The organism is Mycolicibacterium chubuense, from assembly GCF_001044255.1.
GTDB classification, from domain to species: domain Bacteria; phylum Actinomycetota; class Actinomycetes; order Mycobacteriales; family Mycobacteriaceae; genus Mycobacterium; species Mycobacterium chubuense.
This window is the reverse complement of sequence record NZ_JYNX01000038.1, coordinates 157,282-176,546: the sequence shown is the minus strand read 5'-3', so window position 1 is coordinate 176,546 and position 19,265 is coordinate 157,282. Positions and strand designations below refer to the sequence as shown.

The following is a 19,265-nucleotide window of genomic DNA, read 5'->3' as shown; positions in this document are numbered from 1 at the left end:
CTTGGTGGGAGCAGCGACGACGAGTGTCCTGTCGATTCGTGACGAGGTGGCCGAGCTGCTCGGGATCGCTCCCGACGATCTCGATCCGCACACCGATCTGATCGCCTCGGGTCTGGACTCGATTCGGATGATGACCCTGTCCGGGCGCTGGCGGCGACAGGGCATCGATGTGAGCTTCGCGGCGCTGGCCGGCCGACCCACGGTGCAGGCGTGGGCGGAGCTGCTGGCCGGGCGCGAGATGTCCGCGCTCGGGGAGCCCGCGCAGTCCACCATTGCCGCGGAGGACGACGGACCGTTCCCGCTGGCCCCGATCCAGCATGCGCTGTGGGTCGGCCGCAACGAAGACCAGCAGCTCGGTGGGGTCGCCGCACACCTCTACGTGGAGTTCGACGGCGCCGGCGTCGACCCCGACCGGCTGCGCGCCGCGACGGCCCGGCTGGCCGAGCGGCATCCGATGCTGCGCGTCGACATCCTGCCGGACGGCACCCAGCGCATCGGTGATCGCGGCCTTCCCGTCACGGTGTACGACCTGCGCGACGCGGACCTCCCCGACGCCGACAGGCACCTCGCGCAGATCAGAGACGAGAAATCCCATCAGCTGCTGCGCGGCCAGGTCGTCGAGTTCTCGCTGTCCCTGCTGCCCGCCGGGCGTACCCGCCTGCACGTCGACCTCGACATGCAGGCCGCCGACGCCGTCAGCTACCGCACCTTCATGTCCGACCTCGCCGAGTTCTACGCCGGCGGCACGCTTCCCGCGCTGGGCTACACCTACCGGCAGTACCGGGCGGCGCTCACCGCGGCGTCCCCTGTCAGCGACGAGGACCGGCGCTGGTGGGCCGACCGACTCCCGGACCTGCCGGAAGGCCCTGCGCTGCCGCTCGTTCCGCGCGCCGAGCAGGCGAACCCGCGCCGCGGCACCCGGCGCTGGCACACCTTCGACGTCGCCACGCGTGACGCGCTGTTCGCCGCGGCGCACCGGCGCGGCATCACCCCGGCGATGGCGATCGCCGCCTCCTACGCCGGCACGCTGGCCCGCTGGGCGACCCATCGCCGATTCCTGTTGAACCTGCCGATGTTCGGGCGCGAACAGTTCCATCCCGACGTCGACAAGCTGGTGGGCGACTTCACCTCGTCGCTGATGCTCGACGTGGACCTCGGCGAGGCCCGTACACCGACCGCGCGCGCCCGGGTGCTGCAGGACTCCCTGCACGCCAGCGCACACCACGCGAGCTACTCGGGCCTGTCGGTGTTGCGTGACCTGACCCGTCTGCACGGCACGCCCGTGCTCGCGCCTTTCGTGTACACCAGTGCACTGGGTCTCGGAGATCTGTTCGCCGGCATCGTGACCGAGCAGTTCGGCACGCCGGTGTGGACGATCTCCCAGGGTCCGCAGGTGCTGCTCGACGCGCAGGCCACACCGATGGCCGACGGCTTGATGATCAACTGGGACGTCCGCGAGGACGCCTTCCGGCCCGGCGTCGCCGACGCGATGTTCGCCCATCACCTGGCCGAACTGGAGCGCCTCGCCGCCGACGACGGCGCCTGGGACGCCGTCGATGTCAGCGCCGTGCCGCCCGATCAGCAGGCCCGCCGCGACGCCGTGACCACCGCGTCCGCCGCGCCGCGCGAGGCCCTGCACGACGGCTTTCTCCGGCAGGCCGAGGCGCAGCCGGAGGCGACCGCGGTGCTCGACGGCGACGGTGCGCTGACCTATGCGCAGTTGCGCGAGCAGGTGCTCGCCGTCGCGGCCGCGCTGCACGTCGCCGGCGTCCGGCCGGGGGACACCGTGGCGGTGACCGGGCCCAAGAACGCCGAGCAGATCGTTGCGCTGCTGGCGATCTCGACAGCCGGAGCGGTCTACGTCCCGGTGGGCGTCGACCATCCTGCCGAGCGGGGGGACCGCATGCTCGACAACGCCGGCGTGCGGATGGTGCTGGCGTGCGGTGACCAGCCGCCCACCCGATGCGGTCTGACCGTCACCGAGGCCCTGCGGGTGGGCCGCCGGGAAACCGGCTTCAGCCCGCCCGCCGTCGCCGGCAGCGAGCCGGCCTACATCCTGTTCACCTCGGGGTCGACGGGAGAACCCAAGGGCGTCGAGATCACCCACGACGCGGCGATGAACACCGTCGGATTCATCAACGCCCACTTCGGCATCGGACCGGCCGACCGCTGTCTCGCGCTGTCGACGCTCGAATGCGATCTGTCGGTGCTCGACGTGTTCGGCATGCTCGGCGCCGGCGGCACCGTCGTGGCGGTCGACGAAGCGCACCGCCGCGACCCGGACACCTGGGCGCGGCTGATCGAACGGCACGGCGTGACCGTGCTGCACTTCATGCCCGGCTGGCTGGAGATGCTGACCGGAGTCGACGGGGACCTGTCCACGGTGCGGGTGGTCCCGACCGGTGGCGACTGGGTGCGTCCCGAACTGGTTCGTGCGCTGCGCCGCCGGGCGCCGCGGATGCGCTTCGCCGGGCTGGGCGGCGCCACCGAGACGGCCACCCACAACACGATCTGCGACGTCGACCGGCTTCCCGAGGACTGGACATCGGTACCGCTGGGGGTTCCGTTGCCCGGCAACATGTGTCGCGTCGTCGGATCCGACGGGCTGGACTGCCCGGACTGGGTGCCCGGCGAACTGTGGGTCGGTGGCCGCGGCATCGCCCGCGGCTACTGCGCGCGCCCGGAGTTGACGGCGGAGCGCTTCGTCATCCATGAGGGCCGACGGTGGTACCGCACCGGCGATCTGGTCCGTTACCGGCCGGGCGGGCTCATCGAGTTCGTCGGCCGTGCCGACCACCGGGTGAAGATCAGTGGCTATCGGGTCGAACTCGGGGACGTCGAAGCCGCCCTGCGCCGGGTACCCGGCGTCGACGCGGCCGTGGCCGCGATCGTGCCGACCGACGGTCGCCGCGACGTGCTCGGCGCTGCGGTGTGCACGGACCGCGACCCGCAGAGCGTCACCGCCGCGCTGTCGGAGATCGTCGCGCCGCACATGATCCCCCAGATCGTCGTCGTCACCGACCACGTGCCGTTCACCGTCGGCGGCAAGGTGGACCGTGTCGCCGTCGCGCGGATGCTCGGCGCGGGAGCCGAGGTGCGCGCCGGCCGCGGCTACCGCGCGCCGACCACCCCCCTCGAGGCGGCGCTGGCCGCGATCACCGGTGACGTCCTCGGCCGGAGTCAGGTGGGCGTCGACGACGACTTCTTCGCCAGCGGAGGGGATTCCGTGCTCGCCACCGCGGTGGTCGGCCGGGTCCGCACGTGGCTGGACACCCCGTCGGTGGCGGTCGCAGACATCTTCGCCGCCCGCACGGTCGCGGACCTGGCGACGCGACTACTGGCGCGCGAACCCGACAGTCACCGGCTCACGGAGGTGGCGCAGCTGTTCCTGGAGGTGGCCGCCATGGACGGCGCCGAGGTCCGTGCGGCGCTGGAAAGTCCGTCGGCGGGATGACTCTCGACCTCGACCGCATCGAACTGACACCGTGGATCAAACGGTTCCCGGGCCGGCCGGGCACCGCGACCCTCGTGTTCCCGCACGCCGGCGGCGCCGCCGCGGCCTACCGCCGTTTCGGCATGGCGCTCGCGGCACGCGGCGTCGACACCTTCCTCCTGCAGTATCCGCAGCGCGGTGAACGGCTCGCGCATCCGGCTGCCCCCACCGTCGGCGACCTCGCCACCGACACGCTCGACGCCGCGGACTGGGCCGCGCTCGGACCGCTGCGACTCTTCGGGCACTGCATGGGTGCCCTGGTCGGATTCGAGTTCGCCCGGCAGGCCGTCCGACGCAGGATCACGGTGCGCGAGCTGTGGGCATCGGCCAGCCAGGCGCCGTCGACGGTCGCGGGCTCGCGGCCGGTGCCCACCACCGACGCCGGGTTGCTCACCGACATCGCCGATCTCGGCGGCACCGACGCCGCTTTGCTCGACGACGACGACTTCCTGGCCCTGCTGCTGCCGGCTGTGCGCGCCGACTACCGGGCCTTCAACGCCTACACCTGCGGGCGCGACGTGCGCATCACGGCCGACGTTCACGCCCTCGGTGGCCGCGACGACCACCGTGTCGATCAGGAACTGCTGCGACAGTGGGCGATCCACACCGACGGTGCCTTCACCTTCACCGATTTCGCCGGCGGCCACTTCTATCTGGACGACCACCTGAACACCGTCGCAGACTTGGTCAGCTGCACGTGACCGACGACCCGATCGCGATCGTCGGGATGGCGGTGGAGGCGCCGGGCGGGGTGGCCACCCCCGACCACTTCTGGGCGCTGCTCACCGAGCGACGCGAAGCGCTGGCCCCGTTCCCCGTCGACCGGGGTTGGCCGGTGCACGAACTCATCGACGCCTCGCGCCGGGGCGGCGCGACACCGATCCACGACCTCGGCGGATTCCTCGCCACCGCAGGCACATTCGACCCCGAGTTCTTCGGCATCTCCCGCCGCGAGGCTCTCGCGATGGATCCGCAGCAGCGCGTCGGGCTGCGGGTGGCCTGGCGTGCACTCGAGGACGCCGCGATCAATCCGGACGACCTCGCCGGTCATGATGTCGGCTGCTACGTCGGCGCGTCGGACATGCGGTACGGGCCTGCCATGGACGAGTTCGGCGAACACACCGGACATCTGATCACCGGAACCTCGCTCGGCGTCATCTCCGGCAGGATCGCCTACACCCTGGGGCTGGCAGGGCCGGCGATGACCGTCGACACATCCTGCTCCTCGGCGCTCTCGGCAGTGCACCTGGCCGTGCAGGCGCTGCGCGCCGGTGACTGCGACCTCGCACTCGCCGGAGGTGTCTGCGTGATGGGATCACCCGGCTATTTCGTCGAATTCGCCCGGCAGCACGCGCTCTCCGACGACGGCCACTGCCGCCCCTACAGCGCTTACGCCAGCGGCACCGTCTGGGGTGAGGGCGCCGGGATGTTCGTGCTGCAGCGCCGATCCGCCGCGCGCCGCGACCGTCGTCCCGTGCTCGGCGAGGTGCAGGCGAGTTGCGTCAACAGCGACGGCCGGTCGGTGGGGCTGACAGCGCCGAACCAGGACGCCCAGACGCGTCTGTTCCGGCGTGCGCTCGACACGGCGGCCGCCGACATCGGGATGATCGGCATGATCGAGGGCCACGGCACCGGCACCCGTCTCGGCGATCGCACCGAACTGCACTCCCTGGCCGCCACCTACGGTGCCGGCGCGCCGGGCGGCGGTCCGCTGCTGGGCTCGGTGAAATCGAACGTCGGCCACACTCAGGCCGCCGCCGGAGCGCTCGGCCTGGCCAAGGTGCTGCTGGCCGCCGAACACGGCGTGGTTCCTGCGACCTTGCACGCCGAGCAGCCCAGCGATGAGATCGACTGGGCCGCAACCGGTCTACGGCTGGCAACCGAGGCGACGCCGTGGCCGGCCACCGGCGCCGCGCGGTGGGGCGCGGTGTCCGCCTTCGGCATGAGTGGGACCAACACGCACATCGTGGTGTCCGTGCCCGACGGTGAGGCCGCCTGATGCCGTTCTCCGGACTGCCGGACGGGCGCCTCCCCGTCCTGCTCACCGCACACGATGCGGACCTGCTGCCCGACGCCGCGCGGGACGTGCTGGACTACCTCGGGCGCGAGGCGGGCCAGGTCGCACAGATCGCCGCCCACCTGCTCGGCACCCGGCGGGTACGCCGGCACCGGACCGTGCTGCGCGCGCGCGACACCGCCGAGCTGGCCGACGGTCTGCGTGCCGTCGTGGACGGCCGCGACCACCCGCTGGTCGCCCGCTCGGCACGCAGCACCACCAGCCGCAGAGCGTTCGTGTTCCCCGGCCAGGGCACGCAGTGGCCGGGAATGGGCGCCGAGGCGTACCGCGGGCTGCGGGTGTATCGCGACACGGCCGACCGGATCGACGCGGCATTCCGCAGTGCCGGGCTGACCTCGCCGCTGCGCTTCCTCACCGCCCCGGCGGCGAGCGAGTCGGTGTCGCACCTGGAACTGCAGGGCGCCCAGTTCATCCACGCCGTCGCACTCGCCGCAGTGTGGCGGTCCTGCGGCATTCTGCCCGACCTGACGATCGGCCACAGCCTCGGCGAGGTCGCGGCCGCCCATGTGGCCGAATGCCTGTCGCTCGACGATGCGATCACCGTGCTCGCCGCGCGCGCCGGCGCGATCGAGGCCATCCCCGGCGACCACGGGGTGGCCGTGCTCGGTATGGACGCGGTCGAGGCGGCTGAACTGATCGCACGTGCTCCCGGCTGGCTGGAACTCTCGGCGATCAACGCCAGCGCGTCGGTCGCCGTTTCGGGGGAGCGCCGTGCGGTCACCGCACTGGTCGAAGCGGTCGCGGGGACAGGGCGTTTCGCCCGGCCGCTGGCGATGAGCTTCCCCGCGCACACCAGCGCGATGGACGCGTGCGGACGCGGCGTGACCGACGCCCTGCCGGTCGGAGAGTTCACCGACTCGGCCGTGCAGTTCATCGGCTCCGCGACCGGTGACATCGTCGCGGCCGGCACCGGTCTACGCTCCTACTGGCTTGCCAACCTGCGCAACACCATTCGCTTCGACCGCGCCGTCGACACCGGCATCGCGCACCACGCCGACGCCTTCCTCGAGATGTCCGGGCACCCCTCGCTGCTGTTCGCCGTGGAGGACGGCCTCGACCGCAGCGTGCCGCCGCGGCAGGCGCTGGTCCTGGGGTCGGGTCACCGCGACCAGCCGATCGCCGACAGCCTGGCCGCGAACATCGCCGCCGCGGCCGTCGCCGATCCGGGGTTCCGCTGGGCCGATCTGCTCGCTGCCCGGCCCCACCGACTCCGACGGTTTCCCGGCGCCCCGATGCGGGCCGAGCACCTCTGGGCGGCGTCAACGTCACCTCCGGCGCAGCCCACGCTCACGGTCACCGGCGAGCGCTGGGAACCGTTCGCGTTGCACGACAGAGGTTCTGCCACCCCCCGCTCCGTGGCCGTGCTCGGCGCGGGGCCGGATCACCACCCAGACCCGGCGTGGGCAGAGGCGATCCGCCGGCACCGTGCGGCGGTGCCGACCGCGGCGTCGGAGGCCGAGGTGCTCGTGGTGCTCGCTCCGTCGTTTCCCGACGTGGACGCCGCCGCGTCGGTCGGCGCGCTGAGCGCCGCCCTCGATCGCGGCCTGCTCGACTATGCCGACGCGATCGGACCACGCTGCCGCGACGTCTGGCTGGTGACCGACGGCGCCGAACAGATCAACCCCGACGACGCTGCCCCGCACCTGGCTTCGGCCGCGCTCGCCGCGATGCACCGCAGCGTCGCCCACGAACATCCCGACCAGAGCTTCCACCACCTCGATCTCGCGTCGAGCCGCCGCGCCGCCGCGGCGGCGGAAATTCTCGATGTCCTGCTCGGCGCGACCGGTGAGATCGCCATGCGCGACGGGGTCTGCTACCGGAGGACACTCGACCGCGAGGCGTCGCCTGCGCACCGATTCGACGCCGAAGTGCTCGATGACGTCGTGATCACCGGTGGTCACGGGACGATCGGCTCGGCCTATGCACGGGCGCTCACCGCCCTCGGCGCCCGGCGCATCACCCTGCTCAGCCGCCGCGGGGAAGTCGACGACATCGCCGGCGGACACGGCACCGAGATCGTGTCGCGAGCCTGCGACATCACCGACCCCGCCGCCGTGGCCGCGGCCGCGCGGACCGCCGGCAAGGCCACGCTCGTCGTGCACGCCGCCGGAACGGCCGCCTTCGCCGAGCGCACGGCGATCACCGGCACCGCGCTGACCGAGATGACGGCCGCACGGCTCGCCGGACTCGACCACCTCACCGCCACCTGGCCGATGACCGCCGACACCCGGATCCTGTTGTGCTCGTCGGTGACTGCGGTGTGGGGAGGCAGGGGAGTGGCGGCCTACGCGGCCGCCAACCGCATGCTCGACGCGGCGGCCGCGCGCCTGCGAATCGCGGGACGCCGTGCCGTCGCCATCCGGTGGGGACTGTGGGAGGGCAGCACCATCGTCGACACCACCGAGACCGCGCGTGTCCAGCGCACCGGCCTGCGCCCGCTTACCCCGGCGGACGCAGTGGCGGCGAGCCTGGCCGACCATCCGATCGATCCGTTGATCTTCGCCGCCGACCCGCGCCGCCTACAGAGCTTCCTCGCCGCGGCCGAAAAGGAGCCACCCCCGCCGGTCGCCGACGGACCGGTCACTGCGTCGGAGGCGGTGCGCAGCCAGCTCGCCCTCGTGCTCGATGTGGACGCGGCGACGCTGGATCTCGGGGCGTCTCTGTTCGACCTCGGCGTCGATTCGCTGCTCGCACTCGACCTGCGCCGACGACTGACCCGCACCACCGGACACACCGTTGCACTGGCCAGCCTGCTCGGTGGCATCACCGGCACCGACCTCATCGCCGCCCTGCGGCGAGAAAGTGAATCCCCCGCGTGACCGACATCGACACCGGACTCGACGACCGCCGCCTGGAACTGTTGCGGCGCAGACTGTCTCAACGAGGTCTGACAGCAGACGCCGGATCGCCTCCCGCTCCCGCGGCGGCGCCCGCGATGACCGATGGGCAGCTGCGCATGTGGTTCGTGCACGCGGCCGACCCCCGCGCCGCGCTGCTCAATATCTGTCTGTCCTACCGGATCACCGGGGACGTCGACATCGCGCGGCTGCGCGCCGCGGTCGACGCGGTGGCGGTCCGCCACCGCATACTGCGCACCACGTACCGTGCCGGCGACGACGGGCTGCCGGTGGCCACGACCGAACCGGAGCTGCGTCCGGGGTGGGCCGAGCACGACCTGTCCGACCTCTCCGACCGGGCCCGAACGCTGCGGCTCGAGGTGCTGGCGCAACGGGAGTTCGCCGCAGCGTTCGACCTCGCGGTGGACTCGCCGCTGCGCATCACGGTCGCCCGCACGCGTCCCGACGAGCTCGTCATGCTGCTGGTGGCCCACCACATCGCCTGGGACGACGCGTCGTGGGAGGTGTTTTTCGCCGACCTCACCCGGGCCTACACCGGACACCCGCTGGAGCCGCTGCCGCCCGCCGCCCCGGCCATCACAGATACCGAGGCCGACGACATCGCCTACTGGCGCACCGTGCTGGCCGATCCGCCCGAACCCCTGGAACTGCCGGGCCCCCACGGATCGGCCGTCCCCACCAGCTGGCGCTGCCAACGCGCCGCGGTGCGCCTCGGCCCCGACACGGCCGCCCGGGTGACCGCGCTGGCCGACGAGGCCGCCGCCACCCCGTACACGGTGCTGCTCGCCGTGGTCGGTGCGCTGGTGCACCGGTACAGCCACGTCGACGACTTCCTGGTCGCCACACCGGTGCTCAACCGCACCGGGGACACCGACGGCCGCATCGGCTACCACGGCAACACGGTCGCGATGCGGTTGCGGCCACGGCCGACGATGACGTTCCGTGAGCTACTCGCCGAGACCCGGGAGACCGCGATCGGCGCCTTCGCCCACCAGCGAGTCGCGCTGGACCGCATGGTCCGCGACCTCAACCCCGACCGGCGTCACGGCACCGAGCGCATGACCCGGGTCAGCTTCGGCCTGCGCGGACCCGACCGCCACGGCTTCACACCCCCGGGCGTCACCTGCGAGCGCGCCGAGTTGCGCTCGCACCTGACCAACCTGCCGCTGGGCATCATGGCCGAATTCGACACCACCGGTGCGCTCGTCGAACTCGAGCACCTCGTCGAGATCATCGACCCCCGCCTCGCGCAACAGCTCCTCGACCACTTCACGGTGCTGCTCGACGGTGCGCTGAGCGCCCCGGACACCCCGCTGAGTCGGCTTCCGCTGCTGACCGACGCCGACCGCACCCGGCTGACCGCGATGTCGCACGGACCCACGTTCGACACCGCGCCCGCGACGATCGTGGATTTGATCGAGACGCAGGTCCGGACCACCCCGGACACCACCGCCGTGGTCTACGAGGGCCGTCACCACAGCTACCGGGAGATCAACGAGGCCGCCAACCGGGTCGCGCACCGGCTGATCGCCGACGGCGTCGGCGCGCAGGACCGGGTCGCGGTGCTGCTCGACAAGTCACCCGAGCTCGTCGTCACCGCGCTGGGTGTGCTCAAGGCCGGTGCGGTGTACGTGCCGATCGACCCCACCTACCCGACCGACCGGCTGGACTTCATCCTCGGTGACTGCGATCCGAAAGTCGTTCTCCGGGAGCCGCTTACCGCACTCGACGACGTGCCCGCCCACGATCCCACCGACGCCGACCGGGTGCGGCCGCTGCGGCCCGCCAACACCGCCTACCTGATCTACACGTCGGGCTCGACCGGCCTGCCCAAGGGCGTGCCGGTGCCGCACCGGCCCGTGGCCGAGTACTTCGTCTGGTTCAAAGGCGACTACCGGGTCGACGCCGACGACCGGCTCCTGCAGGTGGCCTCACCCAGTTTCGACGTGTCGATCGCCGAGGTGTTCGGCACGCTGGCCTGCGGTGCGCGCCTGGTGATCCACCGCCCGGACGGACTGCGCGACATCGGCTATCTGACCGATCTGCTGCACACCGAGGGCATCACCGCCATGCATTTCGTGCCGTCGCTGCTCGCACTGTTCCTGTCACTGCCCGGGGTCAGCCAGTGGCGCACCCTGCAACGCGTGCCGATCGGCGGCGAGGCACTGCCCGGAGAGGTCGCCGACAAGTTCCACGCCACGTTCGACGCGCTGCTGCACAACTTCTACGGGCCCACCGAGACGGTCATCAACGCCAGCCGCTACCGGGTCGAAGGGCGCCAGGGCACCCGGATCGTCCCGATCGGCACCCCCAAGATCAACACGCAGATGCACCTGCTCGACGATGCCCTGCAACCGGTGCCGATCGGATCGATCGGCGAGATCTACATCGGGGGAGGCCATGTCGCCGACGGCTATCACCGCCGACCCGCGCTGACCGCCGAACGGTTCGTCGCCGACCCGAACACCTGCGGGGCGCGGATGTACCGGACCGGCGACCTGGCCCGCCGCAACGCCGACGGCGACCTCGAGTTCGTCGGCCGGGCGGACGAACAGGTCAAGATCCGCGGCTTCCGTATCGAACTCGGCGACGTCGCCGCCGCGATCACCGTCGACCCGAGCGTCGGTCAGGCCGTCGTGGTCGTCAGCGACCTGCCCACGCTGGGCAAAAGCCTGGTGGCCTATCTGACGCCGGCCGACGGCGACGATGTCGCCCTCGAGCGCGTCACGGCGCGGGTGGCGGCGGCGCTGCCCGAGTACATGATCCCGGCGGCCTATGTGGTGGTCGGCGAGATCCCCATCACCAGCCACGGCAAGATCGACCGGGCGGCGCTGCCGGCCCCGGAGGTCGGGCCGCGCAACACCTTCCGTGCGCCCGGCCCCGGCACCGAACGGCTGCTCGCCGACCTCTACGCCGACCTGCTCGATCAGGACCGTGTCGGTGCCGACGACTCGTTCTTCGACCTCGGCGGACACTCACTGCTGGCCACCAAGCTCGTCGCGGAGGTGCGCGCCCGGTTCGGGGTCGAGGTCGCGGTGCGGGACGTCTTCGAACGGGGCACCGTCGCGGCGCTGGCCGCGCACCTCGACAGCCTGGCCGGCGGCTCCCACCCCAGCGCACGCCCGCCGCTGGTCCCGAGGGGACAGGACGGGCCGGCCCCGCTGTCCTCGTCGCAGCTGCGGTCGTGGTTCGGCTACCGCATCGAGGGGCCCAGCCCGGTCAGCAACATCCCGTTCGCGGCGCGGCTGACCGGTCCCTGCGACGTCGACGCGTTCGTCGCCGCGATCCGCGACGTCGTGGACCGCCACGCGGTGCTGCGCACCACCTACCGCGAGATCGACGGCGTCCCCCACCAGATCGTCGGCGACGTCGACGACCTCCCGGTGCGCCGGGCACGCGGTACGGGCGAGGATTGGCTGCAGACCGAACTCGACCGCGAACGCCGGTACGCCTTCGACCTGGAGCGCGAATGGCCGCTGCGGGCCGCGGTGTTCGGGGTGGACGGCGACCACGTGCTGTCGCTGGTGATCCACCACATCGCCGGCGACCACTGGTCGGGCGGCATCCTGTTCACCGACCTCGTCACCGCCTACCGGGCCCGGTGCGCCGGACAGCGGCCCGCCTGGGTGCCGCTGACGGTGCAGTACACCGACTACGCGGCGTGGCAGGCCGAACTCCTGCGGGAGGAGACCGGCGTCGTCGGACCCCAGCGGGACCACTGGGTCGAGAAGCTGCGGGGCGCGCCTGCCGAAGCGGGTCTGCCGCTGGACTTTCCGCGGCCGCGGATCCCCAGGGGCGACGGCGACGCCGTCGAGTTCACTATCGACGGCCCGACCCGTCATGCGATGGCGACGCTGTGCCGCGACCTCGGGATCACCGAGTTCATGTTCCTGCAGGCCGCCGTCGCGGTCGTCCTGCACAAGGCCGGCGGCGGACGCGACATCCCGCTGGGCACACCGGTTGCCGGCCGCAGCGACGCCGCACTCGAGCACCTGGTCGGGTTCTTCGTGAACTTCGTGGTGCTGCGCAACGACCTTCGCGGCGACCCGACCGTGCGCGAGCTCCTGCTGCGCGCCCGGGAAACGGCGCTGTCGGCCTACTCGCACGCCGACGCGCCGTTCGAGCAGATCGTCGAGGCCGTCAACCCGCCGCGCACGCTCGCCCGCAACCCGCTGTTCCAGGTGGTGGTGCACGTCCGCGACCAGATGCCGCAGCGCCAGCGCATCGACGCCGACACCGAGTTCACCGCGCTGGAGCCGACATTCGACATCGCCGCGGCCGACCTGTCGGTGAACTTCCTGGCCACCGACGGCAACGGCTACCGCGGCTACCTGATCTACCGGCCCGAGCTGTACAGCCGCCGCACCATCGAACGGCTCGCCGGATGGCTGACACGGATCGTCGGCGCACTGGCCGACGACCCCGACCGCAGGCTGGGTGACCTCGCGATCGGCGCCCCGCAGCAGCTCGATCCCGGAGCGGGCGGACGTGTCGAGGTGCAGGTGCTCGACGACGACCGGCGACCTGTCGCCGTCGGCGCAGTGGGCGAATTGTGGTTACGCGGAGCCGCATTGAGCCGGCCGCACCGCACCGGTCACCGGGCGCGCTGGAACGAGGACGGTACGCTCGACATCCTGGCCGACAGCGCAGGCGTCTCGACACCGGTGGCCGAAGTCGCCTGGGAGGCACCGCAACCGGGCACCGAACAGACGCTGGCCGGCCTGCTCACCGCGTTGCTCGGCGCCGAGAACGTCGGCCGTCACGACGACTTCTTCGGCCTGGGGGGCGACAGCGTGCTCGCCGTCCAACTCGCCGCCCGGGCCCGCGACGCCGGACTCCCACTGACCGCCCGCATGGTCTTCGAACACCCCGACCTGGCCGGACTGGCCGGGGCGATCGACACTGGTGACGCCGAGCACGAGGTGCAGGATGTGCGGCACGCGCCGATGACGGCGTCCGGACTGCCGGCCGACGAACTGGCGGCACTGACCGCGTCCTGGGGGACGCCCGGATGACGAGGACCGCCCCCCGCGCCGCCGCCGTGGAGGACGTGCTGGCGCTCAGTCCCCTTCAGCAGGGCCTGTTCTCGATGGCCGCGCTGAGCCCCGACGGTGACGACCCCTACGTCATCGCGATGGCCGCCGACGCCACCGGCGCCCTGGACGCCGATCTGTTGCGCCGCTGCGCGGCCCACCTGCTCGACCGGCACGCCAACCTGCGCGCGAGCTTCGTCCAGGGTGATCTCAGCCGGGCCGTGCAGATCGTCCCCGCCCACGTCGAGACGCCTTGGCGGCACGTCACGGTGGCCTCGCCGGCCGAGGTGGAGTCGGTCGAGAAGGCCGAGCGCGCAGCACGATTCGACCTCGCCCGCGGACCGGTGCTCCGGTTCCTGCTGATCGAGGCACCGCACGGGTGGCGGTTCGTCGTCACCGCGCACCACATCGTCATCGACGGCTGGTCGCTGCCGTTGTTCATGGGCGAGTTGCTCACGCTGTACCGGGCGGGCGGGGATCCGGCCGCGCTACCGCCGCCCCGGCCGTACCGGGACTACATCGGCTGGCTCGGCCGGCGCGACCCCGACACCAGCCGGGCGCGGTGGCGGCGCCACCTCGACCGCCTCGACGCCCCGACACTGGTCACCCCGTCGCTGACCACTGCCGTCGTGCCGCCGGGCCGCCCCCGCCAGACCGAGGTGAGGCTCGACGCGTCGGCCACCCGGGCACTGACCGATGCGGCCCGCCGCCGCGGCGTCACGCTCAACACCCTCGTCCAGATGGCCTGGGCGACAATCCTGTCGGTGATCACCGACCGCGACGACGTCGTCTTCGGCGTCACCGTCTCCGGGCGGCCCGCCGAGCTGGCCGGCGTGGAGCGCATGATCGGGCTGTTCATCAACACCGTTCCGCTCCGGGTCCGGCTCGACCCCGCCGCATTCACCGGCGCGCAGTGCCTGACGCTGCAACGCGAGGCGGCGGCTCTGCGCGATCACGGCTACCTCAGCCACGCCGAGCTCCGCGCGCTCGGCGGCGTCGGGGAGCTGTTCGACAGCCTGGTCGTCTACGAGAACTTCCCGCCCGGCGGCATCGTCGGCCAGACCGAATTCGCCGCCGGTGCAACGACCTTCGCCCCCCAGGCGCTGGAGAGCCTGTCGCACTTCCCGGTGACCATCGCCGCGCACCTCGCCGGTGACGAGCTCACCGTGCTCGTCGAAGTGATCGACGGCGCACTCGGGCCGCTCGATCCCGGGCGGCTCGGTCGGCGAGTGCTGCACACCGTGGCGCGCCTGATCGACTGCTGGGAGCGCCCACTCCGGCAGGCCGGGGTGCTGCTCCCCGACGAGGAGCACCACGCTGCGGCCCCGGCGGTGGCCGCGACGCACGGTGGGATTCACGAGCGCTTTACCGCGGTCGCCACCCGGGCGCCCGATGCGGAGGCGCTGACGTGGGACGGCGGAGCGCTGACCTACCGGGAGCTCGAGACCGCCGCCGACCGCCTCGCCGGGGTGCTGCTCGAGGAAGGGGTAGCCGCCGAAGACCCAGTGGCCGTGCTGCTTCCGCGCGGCGCGGACTACGTGACCGCGATGCTGGCCGTGCTCAAGGCCGGGGGCGTCATCGTTCCGCTGGACCCCTCGATGCCGGCCGACCGCATCGACGACATCCTCGGCCAGTGCCGACCCCGCGTGGTGCTCGATGCGGCGTTCCTGGCCGCGGCATCGACACCACCACCCGCCGGCTACCTGCCCGCGCCCATGCACCCCGCCCGGGCGGCCTACGTGGTGTTCACCTCCGGCACCACCGGCCGGCCCAAGGGCGTCGTCGGTACGCACGGCGCGGTGCTGGCCTACGCCGAGGACCACGCCGCACACCTGCTGCGTCCCGCCCGCGACCGTCTCGGCCGGCCGCTGCGCGTCGCCCATGCATGGTCGTTCACCTTCGACGCGGCCTGGCAGCCGCTCTCCGCGCTGCTCGACGGGCACACGGTGCACCTGTTGGACGACCAGACCCGGGGCGACGCGGAGGCGCTCGTGCAGACGATCGACCGGTACGGAATCGACATGCTCGACACGACACCGTCGATGTTCGCGCAGCTGTCCGCGGCCGGGCTGCTGCACACCGTGCCGCTGGCGGTGCTGGCCCTGGGCGGGGAGGCGGTGAGCACGTCGATGTGGCGGCTGTTGCGCGACGCGTGCGCCCGCACGTCGATGACCGCCGTGAACTGCTACGGGCCCACCGAGACCACGGTCGAAGCGGTGGTCGCCCGCATCGACGAACACCCACACCCGGCCATCGGCCATCCGACGGCGTCCACCACCGCCCACGTTCTCGACGCCTGGCTGCGCCCCGTGCCCGACGGCGTCGCGGGGGAGCTGTACCTGTCCGGGGCGCAGGTGACACGCGGTTATCTCGGGCGCGCCGCCGAGACCGCCGGCCGGTTCGTCGCCGACCCGTTCGCCGCCGGGCAACGGATGTACCGCACCTCCGACGTCGTGCGGCGCGGACCCGCCGGCGAACTGCAGTTCCTCGGCCGCGCCGACGACCAGGTGAAGATCCGCGGTTTCCGGGTGGAACCAGGTGAGATCGCCGGCGTGCTCAGCGCCCACCCGGACGTGCGGGCCGCCCACGTGACCGTCACCCGGCATCCGCGCGGACCCCGACTGACCGCCTACGTCGCCGTCGGTGCATCGCCGCCCGCCGTCGCCGACCTGCGGGCACTGATGGCGAAACGGTTGCCGCGCTACATGATTCCGCAGCACCTCGTCTGCGTCGACGACCTGCCGCTGACCGCGCACGACAAGATCGACGAGGCGGCGCTGGCCGCGATTCCCGTCGCGGACGAGGCGCCGAGCGCCGCCGCGACCCCCACCGAGGAGGCGCTGGTCGATCTGCTCGCCGACGTGCTCGACGGACAGCGGGTCGGGGTCACCACCGACTTCACCGAGATCGGCCTCGACAGCATCGTCGCCCTCAGCGTTGTGCAGGCGGCGCGGCGGCGCGGCATCGACATGCGCGCCCGGCTGATGGTGGAGTGCGCCACGGTGCGCGAACTCGCCGCCGCGATCGACGCGGCGGGCGACGCTGCCGAACCCGCGACCGTCACCCGGGAGCGCTTCGGCGAGGTCGCCCCCGCCCCGATCATGGCCTGGCTGTTCGAGTACGGAAACTTCCGTCGCTTCACCCAGAACGTGCTCGTCGCGTTGCCCGCCGACATGCAGGGGCACCACCTCGACGCGATCCTGCAAGCCCTGCTCGACCGGCACGACATGCTGCGCTCGGTGCTCGACGGCCGCAACCGGCTGACCACCCGCCCCCCGGGCGCCGTGTCCGCGCGCGACGTGCTCACCACGGTCTCGGGGGCCGCGCCGGACACGATGTCCGTGGAAGCAGTTGCCGCGCTGGACCGTATCGACCCGCGGACGGGTTCGATGATGCAGGCGGTGTGGTTCACCGCGCCACCGTCGGTGCTGCTGCTCTGCGTGCACCACCTCGCGACCGACGTGGTGACCTGGTACGTCATGCTGTCCGAGCTGCGCAGGCTGGCCGACGAACTCGCCGCGGGACGCACTCCCACCCACGAGGTGGAGTACACCCCGTACCGGGAGTGGACCCGGCTGCTGGAGCAGCGCAGCCACACCGACGACGTGTCCGGTCAACGGGCCTACTGGGCGGCCCAGCTCGCCGGCCCGGATCCGGTACTGGGTAGCAGGCTGCCCGACCCGACCCGCGACACCTGGGCGTCGCAGCGACTCACCGACGTCGTCACCGACACCGCCACCACCCGCACGATCCTGCTCGGGCTCGACACCGCGCGCATCGACGTCCGCGACTTCCTGCTCGCCGCACTCACGGTGACGATCGCGTCGTGGCGTCTGGCGCGCGGTGAACCGGCGCACCACGGCGCGCTGATCGCGCTGGAGGGGCACGGTCGCGAGGACGGACTCGTGGGCGAGGCTCCCGTCGACACCTCCGCCACGGTCGGGTGGTTCACCTCGGTCTACCCGGTGCGCCTCGGGGCGGGGCGGGCCGCGATCGACGTCGACACCGCCGCGGGCGATCCCGCCGCCGCCCGGACGCTGCTGGGCGCGGTCACCGAAACCCTTGCCGCCGTGCCCAACCGGGGCCTGGACTACGGGCTGTTGCGCTGGCTGCGCAAGGACCCCGCGCTCGCGTCGCACCCGGGCCCGCAGGTGGAGTTCAACTACGTCGGCCGCTACGACCTGCAACCCGACCGGGCCGCCGCCGACTGGACGCTCGTCACCGACGAGACGCTCAACGCGCAGCTGCCCGTCGCCGCCGAACCGGATCTGCCGCTGCGCTACACGTTCGACGTCATCGCGGTCGTCCTGCCGGGCCCCGACGGACCGCAGCTGCGGACAAGCTGGCGCTGGAGCGACAGGCTGTCCACCGCCGACGAGCTCGAGCAGCTCACCGCGCTCTGGTCGCGGGCCGTCACCGCATTGGGTGGCGCACTGTGAGCGCCCCGACGCTGGCCGTCATCGGCGCCGGCCCCAAGGCGGTCGCGGTCGCGGCCAAAGCCGCCGAGCTGCGGGCGATGGGGGTGACGGCGCCGGAGGTGGTGGTGATCGAACGCGCGAGCGTCGGCGCCAACTGGCAGCCGATCGGCGGGTGGACCGACGGCGCCCAGCGGCTGGGCACGAGTCCCGAGAAGGACGTCGGCTTCCCGTACCGGTCCTCGCTCGTCGCGCGCCGCAACGCCGAACTGGACGAGCGGATGACGCGGCACAGCTGGCAGGCGCACCTGATCGCCGGCGGGCAGTTCGCCGAATGGGTGGACCGGGGCCGTCCGGCCCCCACCCACACCGGGTGGAGCCGCTATCTGCGCTGGGTCGCCGACACCGTCGGGATGACCGTGCTCACCGCCGAGGCCGAGCAGATCTCGGTCGACGAACACCGGTGGGCGGTGCGGACGTCCGCGGGGACCGTGTCCGCCGACGGGGTGATGATCACGGGCCCGGGGCAGGCCAGACGCTCGATCCTGCCGCAGGATCCGCGGGTGCTGTCGATCGCGCAGTTCTGGGAGCGTGCCGCCCGCCACCAGCTGATCGTGGCGGAACGCGTCGCCGTGATCGGCGGGGGAGAGACCGCGGCGTCGATGCTCAACGAGCTGTTCCGGCACCGGGTCTCTACGATCACCGTGATCTCACCCCAGGTCACGCTGTTCACCCGCGGCGAGAGCTTCTTCGAGAACGCCCTGTTCTCCGACCCGACCGACTGGGCCGGGCTGACCATCGCCGAACGGCGCGACGCGCTGGCCCGCACCGACCGCGGCGTGTTCTCCGCCCGGGTGCAGGACGCGCTGCTGGCCGACGACCGCATCCGTCACCTGCGGGGCAGGGTCGCCCACGCGGTCGCCCGTGATGAACGAATCCGGTTGACGCTCAACACGAATCGCGGAGGTGCGGCGCTGGAGACGGTGCACGGCTTCGACCTGGTGATCGACGGTTCCGGTGCGGACCCGATGTGGTTCGCCTCGCTGCTGTGCCAGGACGCGCGCGACCTGATCGAGCTCGCCCTCGGCGCGCCGATGACCGGGGAGGTGCTGCAGGAGGCCGTCGGTCACGACCTGGCCGTCACCGGTCTGGCCCCGAAACTGTTCCTGCCCAACCTCTCCGGTCTGATGCAGGGCCCCGGATTCCCGAACCTGAGCTGTCTGGGACTGCTATCGGACCGCGTGCTCGCCGCCCGCTACGCGCCCCGATCCTCGACGAGGAGAACCGTCGAGCACCTGCGCGATGCGATGTCCTGACCCTTCCCTTCCAGCGCGAGCGTGCGTGTCTGCGGCGTACACGCCGGGAAAAGCGGCGAGTTCGCGCACGCTC

The 19,265-nt window shown here is 72.3% G+C and carries 7 protein-coding genes; all 7 read left to right on the top strand.

The window, feature by feature from the left end:
- Positions 1–4 precede the first annotated feature (4 nt).
- From MCHUDSM44219_RS16165 to mbtG, 7 genes are read left to right on the top strand one after another with little or no spacing between them, the layout of a single operon-like run.
- Entirely contained in the window at positions 5–3,454 is a 3,450-nt protein-coding gene (locus tag MCHUDSM44219_RS16165; RefSeq protein WP_048419253.1) for a non-ribosomal peptide synthetase, read from the top strand.
- Positions 3,451–4,194 carry a thioesterase II family protein gene (locus tag MCHUDSM44219_RS16160; protein ID WP_048419252.1) on the top strand — a complete coding sequence of 248 codons (744 nt, stop codon included), beginning with the start codon at positions 3,451–3,453 and terminating at the stop codon, positions 4,192–4,194. The genes MCHUDSM44219_RS16165 and MCHUDSM44219_RS16160 overlap by 4 nt, the downstream gene beginning before the upstream one ends.
- The gene (locus MCHUDSM44219_RS16155; RefSeq protein WP_082162238.1) at positions 4,191–5,492 is read left to right on the top strand and encodes a beta-ketoacyl [acyl carrier protein] synthase domain-containing protein; all 1,302 of its coding nucleotides are present in this window, start codon (positions 4,191–4,193) and stop codon (positions 5,490–5,492) included. The genes MCHUDSM44219_RS16160 and MCHUDSM44219_RS16155 overlap by 4 nt, the downstream gene beginning before the upstream one ends.
- Positions 5,492–8,389 carry a mycobactin polyketide synthase MbtD gene (gene mbtD / locus MCHUDSM44219_RS16150; RefSeq protein ID WP_048419251.1) on the top strand — a complete coding sequence of 966 codons (2,898 nt, stop codon included), beginning with the start codon at positions 5,492–5,494 and terminating at the stop codon, positions 8,387–8,389. The genes MCHUDSM44219_RS16155 and mbtD overlap by 1 nt, the downstream gene beginning before the upstream one ends.
- On the top strand, positions 8,386–13,443 hold the full coding sequence (locus tag MCHUDSM44219_RS16145; protein WP_048419250.1) for a non-ribosomal peptide synthetase: 5,058 nt from the start codon (positions 8,386–8,388) through the stop codon (positions 13,441–13,443). Before mbtD ends, MCHUDSM44219_RS16145 begins: the two co-directional genes overlap by 4 nt.
- On the top strand, positions 13,440–17,900 hold the full coding sequence (locus tag MCHUDSM44219_RS16140) for a non-ribosomal peptide synthetase (protein WP_048419249.1): 4,461 nt from the start codon (positions 13,440–13,442) through the stop codon (positions 17,898–17,900). Before MCHUDSM44219_RS16145 ends, MCHUDSM44219_RS16140 begins: the two co-directional genes overlap by 4 nt.
- Positions 17,897–19,192, top strand: a complete 1,296-nt coding sequence (gene mbtG, locus MCHUDSM44219_RS16135) for an NADPH-dependent L-lysine N(6)-monooxygenase MbtG (RefSeq protein ID WP_082162237.1) — start codon at positions 17,897–17,899, stop codon at positions 19,190–19,192. The genes MCHUDSM44219_RS16140 and mbtG overlap by 4 nt, the downstream gene beginning before the upstream one ends.
- The last annotated feature ends 73 nt before the right edge of the window (positions 19,193–19,265 follow it).